The sequence below is a fragment of the Synechococcus sp. WH 8101 genome (assembly GCF_004209775.1).
Classification (GTDB): Bacteria; Cyanobacteriota; Cyanobacteriia; order PCC-6307; family Cyanobiaceae; genus Synechococcus_C.
In genome coordinates this window covers 1,983,801-2,003,778 of sequence record NZ_CP035914.1, presented here as the reverse complement: position 1 = coordinate 2,003,778, position 19,978 = coordinate 1,983,801, and the positions used below count along the sequence as shown (strand labels likewise).

Below are 19,978 nucleotides of genomic sequence, written 5' to 3'. Positions count from 1 at the left end.
ACCAGCAGCACAGAACGGTGCGAGCTGATTGTATGGAGGCCGTTTCCACCCGCTGGTCCGAGGAGTCGCTTGTGCATCTGTTGATCGCCGCCGCTGGCAGTGGACGTCGCATGGGTGCCGAGTGCAACAAGCTGCTCCTCCCCCTGGCCGGGAGGCCGGTGCTGGCCTGGACCCTGGAGGCGGCGTTGAAGGCCTCGTCCATTTCCTGGATCGGCATCGTTGGCCAACCGGTGGATCAGGCCGCCATCGCTCCGCTGATGAGCGACACGGCCAAGCCGGTGATCTGGATCGAAGGCGGCAGCACCCGCCAGCAGTCTGTGGAGCGAGGTCTGGCAGCCCTGCCGGCGGAGGCCCTGCATGTGCTCATTCACGACGGAGCGCGTTGCCTGGTGGAGCCGGAGCTGTTCAATCGCTGTGCCTCAGCGGTGGAGGCGGGAGAAGCGGTCATTGCCGCCACACCCGTGACCGACACCATTAAGCGTGTGGATGAGGCGGGGCGGATCACCGCAACGCCGGATCGCTCCAGCCTCTGGGCAGCGCAGACTCCCCAGGGGTTTGCTGTGGAGCAGCTGCGGCAGGGGCACCGTCAAGCGCTCGAGCAGGGCTGGAGTGTCACCGACGATGCCTCGCTGTATGAGCGGCTGGGATGGCAGGTGCGCGTGCTGGAGGCCGGCCCCGCCAACATCAAGGTCACGACGCCCTTTGATCTCATCGTGGCGGAGGCGGTGCTGGCGCTCAGAGCAGGCTGAGTAGGCCCCGATCGCCATCGAGTTCCGCCATTCGGCCCAGGGGCAGCGCCGCATTGCCGCCTGCACCGTGGCCCAGGGGTAGCTCGCCCAGCAGCGGGATGGCCAGGTCGGCCGTCCGCTCCCGCAACACATCCTCCACCTGGAAGCCGGAGCGCTCCCCGTCCCGTTCCTCGCATCCGCTGAAGCGACCGAAGCCGAGGCCAGCCAGGTTCTGCAGCAGTCCAAGCAGGCGCCAGTGGGTGAGCATGCGATCGAGCCGGTAGGGCGCTTCGCCGACGTCTTCCAGCACCAGAATCGCCCCATCGAGGTTGGGAACGTGGCTGCTGCCGAGCAGGTGACTGGCCACCGTGAGATTCGCCACCACCAGGGGGCCGTGGCTGCGGCCCCCTCGCCAGCTGCAGCCCTGCAGGGGGGGAATGGGCTGGCCAAACAACAGATCGTGCAGGCGTTGCTGACTCCAGCCCGGCTCGCTGGCCAGCGTGGTGAGCAGAGGGCCCGCTTAGCCGCCGGGGACGCCGGCGGCTAAGCGGGCCCAGAGCAGGGCGGTCACATCGGAGAAGCCCAACAACCATCCAGGGCTCCAGTGCAGTGGCTCCTCCAGCAGCCGGGCGGCCCCCCAGCCGCCACGGGCACAGGCCAGGAGCCGGGCTGGGGGTGTGGGCATGAGATCGGCGCGGCGCTCTCGATCCGTCCCGGCCAGATAGCCCCAGCGTCGCCCGCTTGCCTCGCTCGGTTTCACCTCCAATCCCCAGGACCTCAGCAGATCGAGGCCGGCCTGAAGGGCACTGGCATCTTCAAGGGCGGAACTGGCGGCCACCACGGCGACGCCATCACCCTGTTGCAAGGGCTGAGGGGGCGGAAGGACAGCCCGGTGATCGGGGCGAGGAGCCAAGGGGGGTGCGGCGGTGGGTCGTGGCTCAGAGAATCCTGCCCAGAATCAGACCCAAGAGCAGCAGGGATCCGAGCCAGACCTGCTGCTGGAAATGGCGTCCGAAGAGAGCCATCGGCTGGGACTGATCGCCGCGCAGCTCGCCCGTAGCGCGCTGCATGCCGACGCTTGCGAGGAGCCAGCAGGGCCAGAACAGCCAGCCCAGGCCACCTTGCCAGGCGGCGATCGCCAGGCAGAGGCTGGTGAGGGCGTAGCTGATGCGCACCACGCGCACGGCGCGATGGCCCAGGCTCAGGGCGCTGCTGTTCAGGCCCAGACGGGCATCGTCAGGTCTGTCTGCCATGGCATAGACGGTGTCGAACCCGAAGGTCCAGAGCAGGGTGGCCATCCAGCAGCCGAGCAAAGGCCAGGACGCCTGCAGGCTGGCGCCGCTGGCGGCCCAGGGAATCAGGACGGCGAATCCCCAGCAGAGGGCCAGAACCGCCTGGGGATAGGCCAGCCAGCGTTTCGCTGATGGATAGAGAAGGATCGGGGGTAAGGCCAGAATCGCCAGCAGTAGACAGGTCAGTCGGCTGGTCGCCGGCAACGCCAGCACCACCGCCAGGCCGAGCAGCAGCAGAAGCACCAGGGCGGCAAATGCCGAGGTGAGCGAGAGCTTTCCCTGGGCCAGGGGGCGGTTGCGGGTGCGGGCGACCTCTCGATCGAAGCGCCGATCCCAGAGGTCGTTGGCAATGCAGCCGGCGCCACTGATGGCCACGCCCCCCAGCGCGATCCACAACACCAGGGAGGGAGACGGTGGGGCGGTGGGTGCCAGCCACAAACTCCAGCCCGCCGGAATCAGCAGGATCAGGCGACCCGTGGGTTTGTTCCAGCGCAGCAGCTGGATCCAGGCGGTGAGGTCGGAACGGGACAACGCGCTGCTCACGACGCTCTGCAACTGCGGAACCCTAGGCATGGTGTGACCTGGGCCGCAGTCGGGAGCGGTTGGGGAAGCGGTGGCAGAGTGGGGCGGACTGACGACTGCTGCTCCATGGCGGGTGCCGACCCCTCCGCGCTGCGCGAGCCAGTGACGGCCGAGACGGAGCCAGCCCCCTCCTCCAGGGGTGTCCTGCGCAATGGCCGACGGCTTCGTCAGGTGGCGGCGATCGATATCGGCACCAATTCCACCCACCTTCTGGTGGCTGCCGTTGATCCCAGCCTGCGCACCTTCAGTATCGAGCTGGCGGAGAAATCCACCACCCGCCTGGGCGAGCGTGATCCCGAAAGCGGCAAGCTCACCGATGCGGCGATGGCCAGGGCCCTAGAGACGCTGCGGCGCTTCCGTGACCTCGCCTCCAGCCATCAGGTGGAGCAGGTGGTGACAGCCGCCACCAGTGCCGTGCGGGAAGCACCCAACGGTCGGGAGTTTCTTCAGAAAGTGAAGGATGAGCTTGATCTGGAGGTGGATCTGGTCAGTGGCCCAGAGGAAGCGCGGCTGATCTACCTGGGTGTGCTGTCGGGAATGCCATTCGGGGATCGCCCCCACCTGCTCCTGGATATCGGCGGTGGTTCCACGGAGCTGATCCTTGCCGATGGCCGCGATGCCCGGGCGCTCACCAGCACCCGGGTGGGTGCCGTGCGCCTGCAGCGGGATTTCGTGAAGCATGATCCGATGCCGGCCCAGAGGCGGGCTTTCCTGCAGGCGTTCATTCAGGGATCACTGGAGCCGGCGGTCGACAAGGTGCGGCGGCGGATCAAGCCCGGTGAGACCCCTGTGATGGTGGCCACCAGTGGCACCGCCATGGCCATCGGGGCGCTCGCTGCCAGTGAGGAGGAGCGCCCACCTCTGAAGCTGCACGGGTATCGCATCTCCAGGCAACGGCTGGATCGCGTCGTCGAGAAACTGGTTGAGATGTCACCGGAGCAGCGCCGCTCCCTGGCTCCGATCAACGACCGCCGCGCCGAAATCATCGTGCCTGGTGCGCTGATCCTGCAGACCACCATGCAGATGCTCGCCGTCCAGGAGTTGGTGCTCAGCGAGCGGGCGCTCCGGGAGGGGTTGATCGTCGATTGGATGCTCCGGCATGGATTGCTGGAGGATCGCTTCAGTTTTCAGAGCAGTATCCGCCAGCGCACCGTCATTCATCAGGTGCAGCGGTTCGCTGTGAATCAGCTGCGGGCCGAACGGGTCGCTTCCCATGCCCTCAGCCTCTACGACGCCACCCGTGGTCGCCTGCATCGTGATGAGGGGCCTGGCCGTGATTTGCTCTGGGCGGCCGCCATGCTCCACACCTGTGGCCAACACATCAATCTCAGTGCTTATCACAAGCATTCCTGGTATCTGATTCGCCATGGCGAATTGCTGGGCTACTCAGAGGCGGAGCATCTGATGGTGGCGGCCATCGCCCGATATCACCGCCGCAGCCTGCCGAAAAAACGGCATGAAGCTTGGCAGGCGCTCCAGTCTCGTGCCAATCGCGCCACGGTGTCGGAGATGGCCCTGTTGCTGCGCCTGGCTGCAGCGCTCGACCGTCGCCCGGAGCCTGTGGTGGCCTCGATTCAGGCCAAAGTCACGGGCCACGAGCTCCAGCTCGGCCTGATTCCAGAGCGCGTGAATCAGAACATCAGCCTGGAGCAGTGGAGTCTGGAGAGCTGTGCCTCGGTGCTCCGTGACATCACAGGGCTGAATCTGACGGTGACGGTTCAGCAGTGACCTGATACCAGCGCACATCATCGATCCTCCCGAGGGTCCGTGCGGCGGTGGCGTTGTCTCCCTCTCCGGTGCTGACCTTGACCAGATCAGGCCGTCCGGCATAGATCTCCAATACCCGCTCCCCGCGCAGGGTGGTGCTGGTTTTCAGCATGCCCTCAAAGAGGATGGCGCCCTTGGCGTTGCGGATGACCAGCCAGCTGGGCTCCTGGGATGTGATTGTGACAGTGGAGGCAGCTGCCGGAGGCTGGGGGGGCGTCGGCGGGGAGACCGCAGAGGCTTCGGTTGGTTGGGCGGCGGTGGAGGGTTCCGGGGTGATCCTGCTCAGGCTGAACAGCCCGGCGATCACGGCCGCGATGGCGATCAACCCCGACAGAGTCGCGAGCCCCAGCCATCCGGGCCGGCCTTGTGGCGTCGGGCGCGCCTGGCTCTTGCTGCGTGGCGTTGCGCTCGATCTGCCGGAGTTCCTTTGGGGCTGGGGGCGCTCCTGATCCAGATCACCCAGGCCCGTGACGAGTGCGTTGGCCTCCAGTCCAACTTTGCCGGCGACCCGACGCACCATCGCCTTGACGAACACCGCTTCAGGCAGGTTGGCGCGGTCGCCGGCCTCAAGGGCTGCCAGCTGCTCTTCGCCCATGCGCAGGCTGCCTGCCAGCTCGTGGAGGCTCAGGCCCTGGGCCTCGCGAGCTTGCCGCAGGGCCAGACCAGCAGCGGCGAGACCCGTCGCTGTGGCTGTCGAATCAGCCTCCTCAGCGGAGGTGAGCATGGAGGAATCACGGCCATGACCCGCTCCCATGAAGACCCCAAACAATGGCCTTAAACCTTAAATGCAGTGCCCTGTTCTGTCATCGTCAAAGATGACGATGAGATCTTGATGGACCGATCAGTCGGTCATTGATGAAGACATGGGCGATACTGGATTCGAACCAGTGACCCCTTCCGTGTGAAGGAAGTGCGCTACCACTGTGCTAATCGCCCGCACAAAAGAATCTTAAACCACCACCGGCAGTCCTCCGAGCCGTCAGCGCTGCGGACGGAACAGGTGGTCGTGCTCCGGTGAATAGAGCTTGGAGCGATGGCCCTGGGCCGTCAGCGCTGGGCTGATCACGTACAGGGTTGTTCGGATCAGTCCACGTTCCTGTGAAGCCTGCGCCATGCGCTCCAGCGGCACCACCTGCAGCCATTGGTCGGGCCAGCTGACCCTGTAGCCGATGGCGACGGGGGTGTCGGCCGGATAGTGCTCCAGAAGGGTCGCCTGCACCTCTTCGACATGGCGAGCACTTAGATAAAGGCAGAGCGAGGCTCTTAACCGTGCCAGCTGCTCGAGAGTCTCGGTCTCCGGCACACCGGTGCGCCCCCCGGCGCGGCTGAGCACGATCGTTTGCACCAGGCCGGGGATGGTCAGTTCCGCCTTCAGCGCGGAGGCCGTCGCCTGGTAGGCGCTGAGGCCAGGAACCACCTCCGTGTCGATGCCGGCATCGGCCAGCCCGCAGATCTGTTCGGTGAGGGCGCCATACAAACAGGGATCACCATCGTGAAGTCGAACCACGCGAAGGCCCTGCCGCACGCGATCGATCATCAGGGGCACCACTTCTTCGAGGGTCAAGGTGCTGCTGCGGATTCGTTCGCACTCAGGCCTGGCCAGGGCGGCGATCTCGGGGGAAATCAGTGAATCCGTCCAGATCAGTACATCGGCGGAGCGGATGCGGTCTTCGGCGCGTCTGGTGAGCAGGTCGGGAGCACCTGGACCGGCTCCCACAATGGAAACCAGAGCATCGGGTTGGGTCATGCAGCTTCTCGTCGATGTCCGCAGGGATCAGGTAAGGGACGCTTACGCCCGTATAGCCACCACAGCCCGACTCCGGCCAGAGCGATCAGGGCGAGGCTCATCAATTGCGCCATCCGCAGGCCTCCATCGCAAAAAGGGGGAAGGCCTTTGAGGCAGAGGGGGTCGATGCGAAGGCCTTCGATCCAGAAGCGGCCAAGGCTGTAGGTGAGCAGATAAAGGCAACTAAGAGCACCGGCGGGCAGCACGAGACGACCGCGTTGGCCACGCACGAACAGGACCATCAAAAGGCCGAACACCCCCAGATTCCAGACCGACTCATACAGGAAAGTGGGGTGGAAGAACTCGGCATCGGCAAAGACGGCCGGCCGGTTGGGGTAGGCAATGAACAGTTTCCAGGGAAGATCGGTGGGCACGCCGAAGGCTTCGGAGTTGAAGAAGTTGCCCCAGCGACCGATCGCCTGCCCGAGGGCCACCGACGGCACGAGCACATCCAGCACATCCCAGAGTGGTTGGCGCCGCCAGCGGCAGAACAGGATCACCGCGATAGTGCCGGCCAGCAGGGCACCGTGGATCGCGATGCCGCCGCGCCAGATGGCGAAGGCTTCCCACCAGGCCCCCTGATAGTTGCGCCATTCAAAGGCGACGTAATACAGGCGAGCGCCCACCACGGCCGCCAGCACCAGGATCGGCAGCAGATCACTGATCAGCCCCTGCTCCAGGTGGCGTTGTTTGGCAAGCCAGCTGGAGAGGTTGAGGCCGATTAGCACCGCCAGGGCGATCAGCAGCCCATACCACCGCAAGACAAAAGGCCCGAGCTGAACAAGCTCGGGCCCGGGAGATGTGAATATCGCGAAGAGGGACACGGGATCAGACGCCTTCAGCTGCCTGCACTTTCTCGACCTGCTTTTTCTTCAGCACAAGCATGATCTGGGCCAGGGCCACCGCAGCGAAGAAGGCGAGAAGGCCATAGATCCGCACCGGGTTCTGAAGAACCACTTCCGTATCGAGCTGGCCAAAACCACCCACATTGGGATCATTGGTGAGTGCAGCACCAGCCTCCACCTCGTCGCCAACGGAGACAAGAAGTTGGGGACCGACCGGAATGGTTTCGCTGGCTTCGCTGCCATCGGCCGCCGTGATCGTCACGACGCTGGCACCATTGTCGCCAGCCTCGATGGCGCTAATCCGGCCGGCTCCAGGCGCCGTGAACACGGTGTTGTTGCTCTTTTCGCCGGTGGGATAGACCTGGCCACGGCCCCGATTGCCGCCCACGTGGATGGAATATTTGCCGAAGTGGATGTTGCTGTCTGAGGCGGGATCGGGTGAAAGGATCGGGAAGACAATCTCCTGATGCTGATCACCTGGGATCGGGCCGACGAGGATCACATTGGGCTGATCGTCGCTGTACTGGGTGAAATACACCCCTTCGGTTTCTTCTTTGATGTCATCAGTCCAGCGGTCCTGGGGGGCGAGGCTGAAGCCATCGGGAAGCATCACCACCGCACCCACCTGCAGGGGCACGTCGCTGCCGTCGGCACCAATCTCCGGAACGCTGGTGTCATAGGGGATCTTCACCACAGCCTTGAAGACGCTGTCGGGAAGAACCGATTGGGGCACCTCCGCCTGGGTGAGTTTCTTGGCCAGATGGCAGTTGGCGCACACAATCTTGCCGGTGGCCTCACGGGGTGAGTCGTAGTTCTGCTGGGCCCAGAAGGGATAGGCCCAGCTGGCTGCCGGAGCGGTGAACACGGAAACGCCGACGATGAGGGCGGCGAGGAGAGGGGAGAGAAGGCGGCGCATCGGAGTCGGGAAAACGGGTGGGACTGTCGGGAAGGCTCTGAAGATCAGACCCACCAAGGCTTCTCGCCCGTCCGGAAGTCGGTGTCGGTCCACTGACTCACAAACACGTTGTCGTTTTCAACGCTGACGTTGGCAAGTGCAAGGGACAGGGGTGCAGGACCACGCACCACCTTGCCCGTGGCGTCGTACTGGCTGCCGTGGCAGGGGCACATGAACTTGTTGGCACCACTGTTCCAAGGCACCACGCAACCCAGGTGGGTGCAGATGGCGTTGATGCCATAGCTGCCGATGGCGTCGTCGCCATCGACGATCAGATAAGTGGGGTCACCCTTGAGACCCTGCACCAGGCTGCGGTCACCACTGGGGTGGCTGCTCAGCCAGCCGGTGGCGGTGATGGGATTGCCCAGCTCATCCTTGGCTGCGGTGCCGCCGCCACTGCCGGCGGCCCGCGGGGGGATGAAGTAGTTCACAACCGGATAGAGCGCACCGAGGGCGACGCCGGTTACGGATCCGAAGGTCAGCAGATTCATGAACTGCCGACGACCCATTCCGGGCACATCGCTCGAGGAGGCTTGGGTCATGGCGGAGGGCAACCGTCACTGAATGGCGACCATTATGGACGTTGAAGGGCCCATCACGCTTTGCAACGACTGGGCTTTAACCTCCCGCCACAGCCTGTTTTCGTGCTTGTTGATCCACCCGCCAACGTGCCTGAGCCCCTGACTGTGGAGGAGGTGATCGCCTGTCTTCAGCAGCGTTGGCAGGCGAGTTACGACCTTCAGCTCGTCGTCAGACAAGGCCGTTTGTACCTGCAGGTGATGTGGGCCTATCTGGAGCAGCAGTCCTTCCCCATGGATGCGACGGCGTATCGGCATCACCTCGCCGAGGTGCTCGAGGTGGTGAACCGCTTGGCTCAGGCTGATGTGGTGCGGCAGTGGCTGGCCTCCACCCGGGATCGGCCCCGGCTCGGCAAGGCTCTCAGCCTGCAGCTGCAGGGGGCGGAGCGTCTGGAGGAGTTTCTGCTTTGAACCCCTGGGTGAGGGCGACCAGGCCCACACCAATCAGAAACAGGGCGGTGATCGCTCCAGCCAGCAGCAGCATGGTGATCGGATCCGTCGAGGGGGTGAGCACGGCCCCTGCGAGGGCTGCGGCCAGCACCACCCAGCGCCAGGCCGCCAGCATCCGTCGCCAGGTGATCAGTCCGAACAGCCCCAGAAGCAGCTGCAGCACCGGCAGTTGGAAGGCCAGGCCGGTGGCCAGCATCAGCAGGAGCACGAAATCCAGGTAGCGCTCGATCGACCAGAGCGGTTCGACCACATCGGCGCCATAGCTCACCAGAAAGCGGAGGGCCGCAGGCACGAGGGCCCACCAGGCGAAGGCGAGCCCGGCAAGAAACAGGCAGGCCGATCCGGCCACGGCGGGCGCGATCAGGCGCCGTTCCCTTCGGGTGAGGCCGGGTATCACGAAGGCAAGGCCCTCGTAGAGCACATAGGGCAAGGCCAGGGTGAGGCCGGCATAGCCGGCCACCTTGAACGACACAAACAGAAATTCACCTGGTGCCAGCTGCAGGAAATGAATCGAGCCGGCGGGGCGTTCCAGCAGGGTCACCAGGGGTTTCACAGCCAGGAGGCAGCCGAGGGCGGCCAGTACAACGGCCAGCAGGCTGCGCAACACCCGTTGGCGCAGCTCCTCCAGGTGATCCACCAGGGGCATGTCCCGGTCGGCCGGCGGTGCATCAACCGGCGGCTGGGAGGCCGTGGGTCTGGGGATGCGAATCGGCGGCGGCGGTTCCAGGGGGCTGTGACTAAGCAATGCTCAGGCTAGGAGCCCTCCGCTGTGCAGTTGTTGGGCGATCCGTTCCGGTTCGGCCCAGCGCACGTCGCCGCCGCGGTGGCGCACCGTGCCTGGAGCCGCGCCCGCGATCCGTTGCAGCTGCTCCACCGGCACCATCACCACGGCCACCTTGCGATTCCGGCGCGCACGGCTGAAGTGAGCCGCGAGATCGGCGGCCAGCACCAGGTCTTCCTCGGAGGCCAGACCGCTGGAGGCCTTGAGCACCACATGACTCCCCGGGCATTCCTGTGCGTGGAACCAGAGATCGCCGGGGCGTGCCTGGCGCAGGCTGATCCAGTCGTTCTGGCGATGGTTCCGACCGACCTGAATCATCAGTCCGTTGGGGCTGCGCAGCTGCAGGGGTTGCGGTCCCTCCTGGCGTTGTCGTCGTTCGTCCGCTCGGTTGCGCCGCCGGTGCGGCATCAACAGCTCATCCAGTTCGCCGCGCAGTTCCTGAAGGCGCTCGGGTGTGTCATCCAGGTCATCACCTGCTGCAGCGGCCGGGGCGTCGAGCAGGTTGTCCAGAAAGGCTTCGCTTCCTTCGATCAGTTGCAGACGCTGTTGGTGATAGCGCCGGCGTTCCTCAAGAAGCGGCTCGGCTCGCCGCAGCTTGCGAGCCCGCTGATACAGCTTCTGGGCGCGATCGATCTGCTCGCGGCTAGGGGAGGCGTGGCACAGCAGCCCATCGGCTTCCTGCTGCAGGGCCTGCGCTTGGTCGGTGTCGTGCAGTCGGCGCTCCTGATCCTCCAGGTGGCGCTGTTCCCGTTGCCGCCAGTGCTCCAGGCTGAGACGCAGCTCCCTCGCCTGGCGCTCGATCCGGCGTTGGCTGTTGTGGTGCCGGTAGTGGAGACCAAGGCTGAGGCTGAGGGAGTCGGCTTCCGGCGCTTCGCCGTCAATGTCGGGGCCCCAGACCCGATAAGGGGTGGGGCCGTTATAACGGAGTCGGAAGCCCTCAGCCTCAAGCTGCTGCAACCAAAGTTGCCAGCGCGCATGCAGCGCCAGCCAGTCGGGGGTTTGCAGCGCCTCGACCGGTGTGCTGAGCAGTTGCTCGGCTGGGCTGCGTTCCTCATGGGCCAGCTGCAGGCTCAGGCTGGGGCTGATGCCTTGATAGGTCTGCCTCAGAGCTTTGCCGAGGGGAATTGGCAGGAGTGTCAGTCGTTGTCTCCAGCGATCGAACGACTCCTCCAGGCTGGGGATCTGTCCCTGCAGGCCAGGGGGATCCACGTAGAGATCGCCGGTGCTGATCGGTCGAATGCGCGACTGGTGGTCCCGCACCTGACGTCCGATGGCGATGATCCTCTGGTCCGGATCCAGCAGCATCAGGTTGCTGTGTCGCCCCATCAGTTCCAGCACCAGACGGCGCTGGATCGGGTCACCCGGTCGCTTGGCGAGAGCGAAACTCACCACCCGCTCGAAGCCCTGCTGCTCGATCTGCACGAGAGCCAGTTGTCGCAGACTGTGCTGGACCTGTTGCGCCAGCGTGCTGCCCCCCCTTGCCGTCGTGGTGGGGGGATCAGAACCAGCCGTGGCAGATCGGCTTGCCAGCTCAATTCCAGCCACACCATTCCCGTCAGGGTGCGGAATCCCAGCTGCAGGCTGTGGGGATCCGGTTGTTGTGCCTTTTCAAAACGGCTGGGCAGCAGGCGACGACGTAGATCGCTGACCACCGCCCGCACGGTGGTGACATCCATCCCCTGGGCTGAGGGACGATCCCGGGGGGGCAGGTCCATGGCGGGGATGGCTTGGTAGGCGAGGTGTCTTCCTACCCTGCAGATCAATCGGACGCAATGCATGGGTTCTTCCCCAGCCACCGCCGGACTCACGGTGCTCACCGGCCCAAGCGGTGTGGGCAAAGGCACGCTGGTGGCCCGACTGCTGGAGCGCCATCCCAGGGTCTGGCTCTCGGTGTCTGCTACGACCCGTGCCCCCCGCGCCGGGGAGAGAGACGGAGAGCATTACTTCTTTCACGGTCGCGATCAGTTCGACGCCCTGGTGCGGCAAGGGGGTCTGCTCGAGTGGGCTGAATTCGCCGGTAACTGCTACGGCACGCCGCGGCAGCCCGTGCAGGAGCGTCTCGCCGCTGACACGCCGGTGTTGCTGGAGATCGAGCTTGAAGGTGCCCGTCAGGTGCGTCGCACTTTCCCCACGGCGAAGCAGATTTTCCTGGCGCCGCCCAGTGTTGAGGAGTTGGAGCGTCGGATCCGTGGCCGGGGCACGGATGCAGAGGCGGCGATTCAGCGTCGTCTCGAGCGGGCGCGCATCGAGCTGGCGGCCCAGTCGGAATTCGACGCTGTGGTGATCAATGATCATCTCGATCGCGCCCTCGCCGAGGTGGAGCACTTGATGGGTCTGGCGGCCTGACAACAAAAAAAGAGGGCCTCAGCCCTCTTTTTTCTTCATTGATGGCGAAGGAATCAACCCATCGGGTGAAAGAGCAGATCGGGGAAAAAACGATTCCACTCGATGAGAATGCCGGCGGTGAGGGTGAACCAGATCGCGGCAACCACAGGGGCGGTAGTTAGGAATTTCTGCATGGGAGGTGAGAAGAAACGTGGAGGGTGAAAAAGTCTCAGCGAGGCGACACGGTGATTTTGTTGTCGCTCTCAAGAAGCTTGCCGCTCGTGAATTCACCGAATGCTGCCAGGGGCCAGGTGGCTGCTGCGATGCAGCTCTTCAGGGCGAGGGGGAGATCGATCTGAATTTCCTTGGAGTATTGCTCTTTGGTGCCGCGGGTGGCCTTGAGGTACTCACGACCGGCCCAGCCAATGCAACCAGCCACATAGAGGAACATCAGACCGGGATACACGAAATCACCGGCATGGCTCCAGCGACCATCCACGATCAGGTGGGGCAGACCGTCGTCGCCACACACAGCTTCGCTGTACATCTCGAAACGCGCTTTGGCCTGAGGTGTGGTGGCAGCAGCGGCACGCTGCTGAAAGCGAGCACTTTCAGCGCAGGGGGTCAGGCCGGCCACGTCCGCTTTGGCAACGGGAGCGAAGCCGACGATGAGCAGGGCCGAAAGCGCAAGGGCGAAGAGACGACGCATCGGATCGATTCCTGATTAGGCCTGCCCCGGACGGCAGGATGTCACAAACGGACAGTAGGGGAGGCTGTGGAAAGCGATGCCGACAGTGCTGGCGCTCGAAACAAGTTGTGACGAGTCGGCGGCGGCCGTCGTGCGGCAGAACGGCCGCCGCCTTGAAGTGCTCGCTCACCGCATTGCTTCCCAGGTGGAGGAGCATGCCCAGTGGGGTGGGGTTGTGCCGGAGATCGCTTCCCGCCGCCATGTGGAGGCGTTGCCCACGCTGGTGGATGAGGTTCTCGAACACTCCGAGCTCGGCATCGATGCGCTTGATGCTGTGGCCGCCACCGTGGCGCCTGGCCTGGTGGGTGCCCTGATGGTGGGCTCGGTGAGCGCCCGCACGCTGGCGGCTCTGCATGGCAAGCCTTTTCTGGGGGTGCACCACCTGGAGGGACATCTCGCCTCGGTGTCGTTGGGCGACACCCCACCAACGCCTCCCTACCTGGTGCTTCTCGTCAGCGGCGGCCACACGGAGCTGATCCGGGTGGCCGCGGATAGTGCGATGACCCGGCTTGGGCGCAGCCACGACGACGCGGCGGGAGAGGCTTTCGACAAAGTGGCGCGGTTGCTTGGCCTTCCTTATCCGGGCGGTCCGGCGATCCAGGCTCTGGCTGCCCAGGGTGATGCGTCCCGGTTCTCCCTGCCGAAGGGGCGGGTGTCGCGGCGAGAGGGGGGCTTCCACCCCTACGACTTCTCGTTCAGTGGCTTGAAAACAGCGATGTTGCGCCAGGTGGAAGCCTGCAAGGCTGAGCTGGTGGATGGAGACGCCGCAGCCGCCGTCTGGGCCGATCTTGCCGCCAGTTTTGAGCAGGTGGTGGCGGATGTGCTGGTGGAGCGGAGCCTGCGCTGCTGCCGCGATGAGGGACTGAACCAATTGGTGCTTGTGGGTGGCGTGGCGGCCAATCTCCGCTTGCGCCGACAGATGAGCGATCGGGCCGCCGCTTGTGGGGTGCAGGTTCAGATCGCACCGCTGGAATTTTGTACCGACAATGCCGCCATGGTGGGTGCGGCTGCACTGCAGCGTCTCCGTGGGGCGCAGGACTTCAGTTCGCTGCGCCTGGGCGTGTCAGCCCGTTGGCCCCTGGAGCAGGCCGAGGCTTTGGTGTCGACTGAGGCGCCGTTCTGAGACTGAAATTCTTAAGATCGAGTTTCCTTCGTCGCAACGGCATGGCCTCCGAGTCTGGAACCACAACCGCTGCGGCGGCGTCCTCAGCTGAGCCCGGTTCGGACCGTGCAGCGCGGCAACCTGTTGCGAATGGTGAACTGAACGCCTGGCGACGCGGCTTCACCCCCCAAGCGGAAATCTGGAATGGACGCTTGGCGATGCTGGGCCTCTCCGTGGGTCTCGCCACCCTTCTGCTGGTGCGCCTGTTCGGTGGCAGCCCTTCCTGATCAGACGCTGACCCGTCACGTTCCATCTCGGCCGCGCAGAGCCTGGGCTAGCTCATTTGGTTTCAGGCTCACGCCGACGGCCTGATCTGCTTCCACACGGCCTGCCTCCACCAGGGTCTGCAATGACTGGTTGATGGTGAGCATGCCCTCGAAGCCACTGCGGCTCATGATCTCTTCCACCTCATCAAGAGCTCCCCGCTGGATGTAATCACGGCAAGCATCAGAATTGATCAGGATGTCGTGATACGCGGCGCGCTTGCCGTCGGTGGTGCGGATTAGCCCCTGAGCGATCACGCCCAGCAGGGCTTCGGAGAGCGCACGACGCACGCTGTCCTGCTCGTCGGGGGGGTACATGCCGAGCACCCGCTCCACCGTTTTCACGGCTGAGTTGGTGTGCAGGGTCCCGAACACCAGGTGACCGGTCTGGGAGGCTTCCATGGCCGTGCCCAGCGTTTCCCGATCGCGAATTTCTCCTACGAGAATCACATCGGGATCTTCGCGCAGGGCCGCCCTCAGGGCGTTGTGGAATTTCAGTGTGTGCTGCCCCACTTCCCTGTGGCGAACAAGGGATCGTTGGCTCGTGTGCACGAATTCAACAGGATCCTCAATTGTGAGGATGTGTCGCGCCTGGTTCCGATTGATCCAGTCGATCATGGCGGCCAGGGTGGTGCTCTTGCCGGATCCGGTTGGGCCGGTCACCAGCACCAGGCCTTTCGGTCGCGATGCCAGCTCCCGCAGCACCGGGGGCAGTTGCAGGTCGTCCAGGGTGAGGATCGTCTGGGGGATCAGGCGCAGCACCATGGCCGGCCCGTGGAGGCTGTCGAGCAGATTGATGCGCACCCGCACGAAGGGAAAGGCGTGGGAGCCATCCAATTCCTTGCTGCGTTGAAACGAATCGATCTGATGGGGCGTGAGGATTTCGCGGAGCCAGCCCTGGAACACGGCACTGTCGGTGCGGGGCCAGTCGGTGAGGACCATCTCGCCGCGGGCCCGGAAGCGGGGCTTCTCCCCCACCCCTAGGTGCACGTCGGAGTGGCCATTGTCGTGGGCGCATTTCACAATCTCCTGCAACGACGGGGCGCTGCCGGTCTCTGGAGTGGGATTGCCCACGGGCGAGGGTGCAGGCTCGGGGCGGCGAGCCGTGGGTAGCGACCGGGACAATCCCGGCGGCAGAACCGAATCGGTCACAGGGCGACGGCAGGCAATCTTCCATCAGCTTCGCCATAGGCGGGGATCTGGCAAGGGTGAGCGAGGGAGCGCGATGAGATCACCCCTAGGATCCGGCCAGATCAGCCCCTCTCTCGCTGTATGTCTGGCCAGCCGCGGGTCACGATCGTTCTGGGAACCCGACCGGAGGCCATCAAGTTGGCACCGGTGATTCAGGCCTTCCAGGCCTGTGATCGGCTGCAGACCCGTGTGGTGCTGACCGGACAGCACCGGGAGATGGTGCAGCAGGTGATGGAGCTGTTCGGGCTCCGCGCTGACCAGGATCTCAACCTGATGGCGCCGCGCCAGACCCTCACCCATGTCACCTGTGCCGCACTCCAAGGCCTGCGTGAAGACTTTCAGGCCTTTCCGCCCTCTCTGGTGCTGGTGCAGGGCGATACCACCACAGCCTTTGCCGCCGCTCTGGCCGCGTTCTACGAGCAGATTCCGGTGGGCCACGTAGAGGCCGGTCTGAGGACCGACAACCTCTACGACCCCTTCCCGGAGGAGGCCAACCGTCGCCTCATCTCCCAGGTCGCCCAGCTGCATTTCGCTCCCACGGCGCGTTCGGAGGCCAATCTTCAGGCGTCTGGTGTGGTGGGCCGGGTGATGGTCACCGGCAACACGGTGATTGACGCCCTGCTGCACATGGCAGAACAGGCGGCACCGCTCACGGACCTGCCCCTCGATTGGTCGGGCCAGAGGGTGATCCTGGCCACGGTGCATCGGCGTGAGAACTGGGGTGAGCGTCTGGCCCTGATCGCCGATGGCATGCTGCGGGTGCTCGACTCCCACCCCGACACCGCGCTGCTGCTGCCGCTGCATCGCAATCCCACCGTGCGCGAACCCCTGCAGGCCTTGCTGGGCGGCCACCCCCGGGTTGTACTCACCGAGCCCCTCGATTACGACCGCCTCGTGGCGGCGATGAAGGGGTGCACCCTCTTGCTCACCGACTCCGGCGGCCTTCAGGAAGAGGCGCCCGCCCTCGGAAAACCCGTGCTCGTGTTGCGACGGACGACGGAGCGACCGGAGGCGGTCGATGCGGGGACCGCCCGTTTGGTCGGCACCGACCCCGCCACCATCGCGGCCGAGGCTTCGCGCCTGTTGGATGAGCCCCAGGCCTATGACGCCATGGCCCGCGCCGTGAACCCCTTCGGTGATGGCCAGGCCAGTCAGCGGATCCTGGAGGCGTCATTGACCCTGCTGGAGGTCTGAAGACACGGCCGCTTTGAACCGTCATCCTGACGGGATGCCCCCGGGAAGTACGGTTCGCCCATGACTCGCCAACCCCGCCGTTATGCCGTGTCGCTCCACTTAGTGGGCGGACAGACGGAACAGGTGCACTTCTCCACATTGGATCAGTTCCAGCAGTGGTATCAGGGATTGGTCAATGCGCCGAGCCAGGGCGGTTTCATTAATGTTCCCCTTGGTGATCTCGACGGGGAATATCTGGTGGTGCGCCCCGATGCGGTGACCGGTCTGCGGGTGGAACCTCAATTCGCCTCTCTCGATGACACCTGAGCGGCTGGGACTGCTCTGGGGCGTCACCGTGTTTGCCGGCGCCAGTGCGCGTTTGCTGGCGGCCCTGTCCGGTTTGCCGGGGGTGGTGCTGCTGCTGCTCGCGGGCTTATTGATCGGCCGCTCCGGCCTGGGACTGGTGGAGCCCCTGGATCTCGGCCAGGGCCTGGAGACGGTGGTGGGGCTGCTCGTGAGCCTGGTGCTCTTCGATGGTGGCCTGAATCTGCGCCTGCCGGGTGACACGATCAAGGCGACGGTGCTGCGGATTTCGCTGATCCGCTTGTTGCTGTCTCTCGCCGCCGGTCTGTTGGCGGCCCATTGGCTTGCCGGGCTGGGCTGGTCAGTGGCGGCGGTCTACAGCGCCATCGTGCTCGCGACAGGGCCCACGGTGGTCACCCCTCTGGTGCAGCAGATCCGTCTGGCACCACCGCTGGGGGATGTGCTGGAAGCGGAGGGGCTGGTGCTGGAGCCCGTGGGGGCGGTGCTCGCCTTGTTGCTGCTCGAATTGCTGCTGGGCGATCTGCATGGCTGGCGGGGTCTGGCGATCGGTCTGCTCTCGCGCCTCGGCGGCGGGGTGCTGATTGGACTGGCCTGCGGCTGGCTGCTTTCCGAGGCCCTGCGACGCCTCAAGCCCGATCCATCGGTCGGGTTGCGGTTGCAGCTCACCCTTGGGGTGTTGTTCCTGATGTTCGGCGCCTGTGAGTGGTTGTTGCCCGAGTCGGGGTTGCCGGCGTCGGTGGCAGCTGGCGTGGTGGTGGGCCGTCGCCCCTCCACCGATGCGGCGCAGCTGGATGAGTTGATCAGGGAACTGGCTCGTCTGGCGATCACCATGCTCTTCCCCCTGTTGGCGGCCGATGTGTCCTGGGCGGAACTGAGCCCGCTCGGTTGGGGTGGGATCAGTTGTGTGTTGGTGCTGATGGTGTTCGTGCGACCGGTGGCGGTGAGTGTCGCCACGATTGGCTTGCCCCTGGACTGGCGTCAGCGCCTGTTTCTCGGTTGGTTGGCGCCACGGGGCATCGTCACAGCTGCGGTGGCTTCGCTCTTCGCGATTCGTCTGGAGCAGGCGGGTGTGCTCGGGGCTGGCCGCCTTCAGGGCCTGGTGTTTCTCACAATTTTGATGACGGTGGGCCTGCAGGGATTGACGGCCCAGCCCCTGGCTCACTGGCTCGGTTTGATCGCTGCCGACGAGGGCGATGACGCCCCAGGGGCTGAGGAAGCGCCTGATGGGTCAGCAACAGCGTTGGATCCGTTGCCGGTCGTGGCCGATTCGAGCCAGTAAGCCCCAGGTGGTCATCAGGTCGGGCCCCTGCAGGCGACCGAGCAGGGCGGCACGGAGACTTTTCATCATCAGACCTTTTTTCACACCGGCCTGCTCCACCGCCTGTTTCAGTAGCTCCTGGCCGCGCCCGTTGTCGGTGCCATCCCAGGGAGACGACTCCAGCAGGCTGTTGAGGGCCTGAAGGGCTGCCTTGGCACCGTCCTGGTCCAGTTGCTGCAGACCATCGCTTTCCAGCGCCGGTTCCTCAAAGAACGGACGCGCCTGCTCCACGCCATCGTTCACCAGGGTGAGGGAAGGACCCAGCAGAGTGGCCAGATCCCTGGCCCAGCTGCGGTCGTCGCCAGGCAGGCCCCATCCTTCCTGTTGCCAGAGGGGCTGGAGTGCCGTCAGCAGCTGGTCGGCATCCCAGCCGTGCAAGACCTGGGCGTTCAGCCAGTTGAGTTTGTCCCAGTCGAAACGGGCGCCGGCCTTGTTCACCCGCTCAAAGCTGAATACGGCTGCCGCTTCGGTGAGGCTGAAGCGCTCCTCCATCCCCTCGGGCACCGACCAGCCGAGCAGGGTCATGTAATTGGCGAGCGCTTCTGCGGTGTAGCCCATGGCGCGAAAGTCGCTGATCGAGGTGACGCCATCGCGTTTGGAAAGTTTGCGCCCTTCGGCATTGAGGATCAGCGGGGTGTGGGCGAACTGGGGTGCGCCGAGGCCGAGGGCTTCGTAGAGCAGCAATTGTTTGGCCGTGTTGGCGATGTGGTCCTCGCCGCGGATCACGTGGGTGATGGCCATGGCCGCATCGTCCACCACCACCACCAGGTTGTAGAGGGGGTCGCCGATGGCATCAGCGGCGGCCCGGCGGGCGATCACCATGTCGCCCCCCAGATCGGACCCACTCCAGCGCATGGCTCCGCGCACCATGTCAGACCAGGTGATGCTTTCCTCATCGTCGATGCGAAAACGGATCACCGCCGTACGACCCTCTGCTTGGAAGGCGGCCTCCTGCTCAGGACTCAGATCGCGGTGACGGTTGTCATAACGGGGAGCCAGGCCCGAGGCGCGTTGTTGATCGCGCAGGGCGTTGAGTTCGTCCTCGCTGGTGTAACAGCGATAGGCCAGGCCGCGGTCGAGCAGGGTCTGGATCGCTTCACGGTGGGCGTCCAGTCGTTCGCTCTGTACTACTGGTTCTTCATCCCATTCGAGACCCAGCCAGCGCAGCCCCTCAAGAATGTTGGCGGTGAATTCCGGTTTTGACCGCTCCCGATCGGTGTCTTCAATGCGCAGGAGAAAGGCTCCACCCATGCGCCTGGCGAAGAGCCAGTTGAAGACGGCCGTGCGGGCCGTGCCAATGTGGAGGGTTCCTGTCGGACTCGGGGCGAGGCGAACGCGAACCGACACGGCTGGAACAGGAACTGGAACGGGACCGACGGGGCTCGAACCCGCAACTTCCGCCGTGACAGGGCGGTGCTCTAACCAATTGAACTACGGTCCCAGGCTGACCAACAGCAAAGCGTCTGGCTTCGAGCGGCTGACCTGTGTCGCCTGCGCGACCAAGTAAGTATCAACCTCCGCCCTGCCCTCCGTCAACTGATGGGCTGTGAGGTGCCGGGTTGGGTGGAGAGCCGGATCGCGAAGAGGCTTGGTTGCTCAGGCTGCGGCAGCGAAGCCTGGACCTGTCGGAACGGCATGCGGAGCTGGTGCCGCTTGGCCCAGGCAGCGACGGCCGACACCTCGGCATAAAAAATCCTGCCCCTAAAGGGC

20 protein-coding genes, 2 tRNA genes and 2 pseudogenes are annotated in these 19,978 nt (G+C 64.9%); 9 read left to right on the top strand and 15 right to left on the bottom strand.

What is annotated here, in order from left to right; all coding sequences use genetic code 11:
* The first annotated feature begins 71 nt into the window (after window positions 1-71).
* Complete coding sequence (gene ispD, locus SynWH8101_RS10735) at window positions 72-749, top strand: 2-C-methyl-D-erythritol 4-phosphate cytidylyltransferase (protein ID WP_130130495.1); 678 nt, start codon at window positions 72-74, stop codon at window positions 747-749.
* On the opposite strand, the pseudogene SynWH8101_RS10730 reads toward ispD, so the two are convergent.
* Window positions 736-1,641: pseudogene (locus SynWH8101_RS10730) on the bottom strand (LD-carboxypeptidase). The gene ispD and the pseudogene SynWH8101_RS10730 sit on opposite strands and share 14 nt — an antisense overlap.
* Before the next feature lie 25 nt (window positions 1,642-1,666).
* On the bottom strand, window positions 1,667-2,593 hold the full coding sequence (locus tag SynWH8101_RS10725) for a 4-hydroxybenzoate polyprenyltransferase (RefSeq protein ID WP_254427949.1): 927 nt from the start codon (window positions 2,591-2,593) through the stop codon (window positions 1,667-1,669).
* 75 nt (window positions 2,594-2,668) lie between these two features.
* Here SynWH8101_RS10725 and SynWH8101_RS10720 point away from each other — a divergent pair, with 75 nt between their 5' ends.
* Entirely contained in the window at window positions 2,669-4,330 is a 1,662-nt protein-coding gene (locus SynWH8101_RS10720; RefSeq protein ID WP_130129755.1) for a Ppx/GppA phosphatase family protein, read from the top strand.
* Here SynWH8101_RS10720 and SynWH8101_RS10715 read toward each other — a convergent pair.
* The 6 genes from SynWH8101_RS10715 to petC form a co-directional block, all read right to left on the bottom strand.
* A complete protein-coding gene (locus SynWH8101_RS10715; RefSeq protein ID WP_254427948.1) occupies window positions 4,293-5,123 on the bottom strand; it encodes a helix-turn-helix domain-containing protein in 831 nt (276 codons plus the stop codon). The genes SynWH8101_RS10720 and SynWH8101_RS10715 overlap by 38 nt on opposite strands.
* A gap of 110 nt (window positions 5,124-5,233) precedes the next feature.
* Window positions 5,234-5,305 (bottom strand) — tRNA-Val (locus SynWH8101_RS10710).
* A 43-nt stretch (window positions 5,306-5,348) separates the two neighbouring features.
* Window positions 5,349-6,116, bottom strand: a complete 768-nt coding sequence (cobM, locus tag SynWH8101_RS10705; RefSeq protein ID WP_130129754.1) for a precorrin-4 C(11)-methyltransferase — start codon at window positions 6,114-6,116, stop codon at window positions 5,349-5,351.
* Complete coding sequence (gene lgt, locus SynWH8101_RS10700) at window positions 6,113-6,979, bottom strand: prolipoprotein diacylglyceryl transferase (RefSeq protein WP_130129753.1); 867 nt, start codon at window positions 6,977-6,979, stop codon at window positions 6,113-6,115. Before lgt ends, cobM begins: the two co-directional genes overlap by 4 nt.
* A 4-nt stretch (window positions 6,980-6,983) precedes the next feature.
* The gene (petA, locus tag SynWH8101_RS10695) at window positions 6,984-7,916 is read right to left on the bottom strand and encodes a cytochrome f (protein WP_130129752.1); all 933 of its coding nucleotides are present in this window, start codon (window positions 7,914-7,916) and stop codon (window positions 6,984-6,986) included.
* 44 nt (window positions 7,917-7,960) lie between these two features.
* Window positions 7,961-8,497 carry a cytochrome b6-f complex iron-sulfur subunit gene (gene petC / locus SynWH8101_RS10690; RefSeq protein ID WP_130129751.1) on the bottom strand — a complete coding sequence of 179 codons (537 nt, stop codon included), beginning with the start codon at window positions 8,495-8,497 and terminating at the stop codon, window positions 7,961-7,963.
* A gap of 126 nt (window positions 8,498-8,623) precedes the next feature.
* Here petC and SynWH8101_RS10685 point away from each other — a divergent pair, with 126 nt between their 5' ends.
* Window positions 8,624-8,944 carry a DUF3067 family protein gene (locus SynWH8101_RS10685; RefSeq protein ID WP_370586995.1) on the top strand — a complete coding sequence of 107 codons (321 nt, stop codon included), beginning with the start codon at window positions 8,624-8,626 and terminating at the stop codon, window positions 8,942-8,944.
* Here the strand turns inward: SynWH8101_RS10685 and tatC are convergent.
* Window positions 8,895-9,629, bottom strand: coding sequence for a twin-arginine translocase subunit TatC (gene tatC, locus SynWH8101_RS10680; RefSeq protein WP_130130491.1), 735 nt, complete (start codon window positions 9,627-9,629; stop codon window positions 8,895-8,897). The genes SynWH8101_RS10685 and tatC overlap by 50 nt on opposite strands.
* Before the next feature lie 102 nt (window positions 9,630-9,731).
* A pseudogene (locus tag SynWH8101_RS14655) lies at window positions 9,732-11,479 on the bottom strand (NFACT family protein).
* Window positions 11,480-11,540: 61 nt separating this feature from the next.
* Between SynWH8101_RS14655 and gmk the strand changes: the two are divergent.
* Entirely contained in the window at window positions 11,541-12,110 is a 570-nt protein-coding gene (gmk, locus tag SynWH8101_RS10670) for a guanylate kinase (RefSeq protein WP_130129750.1), read from the top strand.
* Between the two features lie 53 nt (window positions 12,111-12,163).
* Here gmk and psaJ read toward each other — a convergent pair whose 3' ends face one another.
* Both psaJ and SynWH8101_RS10660 read right to left on the bottom strand, forming a co-directional pair.
* Window positions 12,164-12,283 (bottom strand): photosystem I reaction center subunit IX, encoded by a 120-nt coding sequence (gene psaJ / locus SynWH8101_RS10665; protein ID WP_007101790.1) that lies wholly within the window; start codon window positions 12,281-12,283, stop codon window positions 12,164-12,166.
* A gap of 35 nt (window positions 12,284-12,318) precedes the next feature.
* Window positions 12,319-12,798, bottom strand: a complete 480-nt coding sequence (locus tag SynWH8101_RS10660; RefSeq protein ID WP_130129749.1) for a Photosystem I reaction center subunit III — start codon at window positions 12,796-12,798, stop codon at window positions 12,319-12,321.
* Window positions 12,799-12,874: 76 nt separating this feature from the next.
* Between SynWH8101_RS10660 and tsaD the strand changes: the two genes are divergently transcribed.
* Together tsaD and SynWH8101_RS10650 are read left to right on the top strand one after the other, a co-directional pair.
* Window positions 12,875-13,960: a tRNA (adenosine(37)-N6)-threonylcarbamoyltransferase complex transferase subunit TsaD gene (tsaD, locus tag SynWH8101_RS10655; protein ID WP_130129748.1), complete on the top strand. Its 1,086-nt coding sequence runs from the start codon at window positions 12,875-12,877 to the stop codon at window positions 13,958-13,960.
* Between the two features lie 41 nt (window positions 13,961-14,001).
* A complete protein-coding gene (locus SynWH8101_RS10650; RefSeq protein WP_130129747.1) occupies window positions 14,002-14,226 on the top strand; it encodes a high light inducible protein in 225 nt (74 codons plus the stop codon).
* 15 nt (window positions 14,227-14,241) lie between these two features.
* On the opposite strand, the gene SynWH8101_RS10645 is transcribed toward SynWH8101_RS10650, so the two are convergent.
* Window positions 14,242-15,414 carry a type IV pilus twitching motility protein PilT gene (locus SynWH8101_RS10645; protein ID WP_370586994.1) on the bottom strand — a complete coding sequence of 391 codons (1,173 nt, stop codon included), beginning with the start codon at window positions 15,412-15,414 and terminating at the stop codon, window positions 14,242-14,244.
* Between the two features lie 120 nt (window positions 15,415-15,534).
* On the opposite strand from SynWH8101_RS10645, the gene wecB reads away from it, so the two are divergent.
* The 3 genes from wecB to SynWH8101_RS10630 are packed head-to-tail and all read left to right on the top strand — an operon-like array spanning window position 15,535 to window position 18,229.
* Window positions 15,535-16,647 carry a non-hydrolyzing UDP-N-acetylglucosamine 2-epimerase gene (gene wecB, locus SynWH8101_RS10640; protein ID WP_130129746.1) on the top strand — a complete coding sequence of 371 codons (1,113 nt, stop codon included), beginning with the start codon at window positions 15,535-15,537 and terminating at the stop codon, window positions 16,645-16,647.
* A 60-nt stretch (window positions 16,648-16,707) separates the two neighbouring features.
* Window positions 16,708-16,953: a hypothetical protein gene (locus tag SynWH8101_RS10635; RefSeq protein ID WP_130129745.1), complete on the top strand. Its 246-nt coding sequence runs from the start codon at window positions 16,708-16,710 to the stop codon at window positions 16,951-16,953.
* On the top strand, window positions 16,943-18,229 hold the full coding sequence (locus tag SynWH8101_RS10630) for a sodium:proton antiporter (protein WP_130129744.1): 1,287 nt from the start codon (window positions 16,943-16,945) through the stop codon (window positions 18,227-18,229). The genes SynWH8101_RS10635 and SynWH8101_RS10630 overlap by 11 nt, the downstream gene beginning before the upstream one ends.
* Here the strand turns inward: SynWH8101_RS10630 and gltX are convergent.
* Together gltX and SynWH8101_RS10620 are read right to left on the bottom strand one after the other, a co-directional pair.
* Window positions 18,179-19,615, bottom strand: coding sequence for a glutamate--tRNA ligase (gene gltX, locus SynWH8101_RS10625; protein ID WP_130129743.1), 1,437 nt, complete (start codon window positions 19,613-19,615; stop codon window positions 18,179-18,181). The two genes, SynWH8101_RS10630 and gltX, sit on opposite strands and share 51 nt — an antisense overlap.
* A gap of 20 nt (window positions 19,616-19,635) precedes the next feature.
* Window positions 19,636-19,709: transfer RNA gene (locus tag SynWH8101_RS10620), tRNA-Asp, on the bottom strand.
* Window positions 19,710-19,978 lie beyond the last annotated feature (269 nt).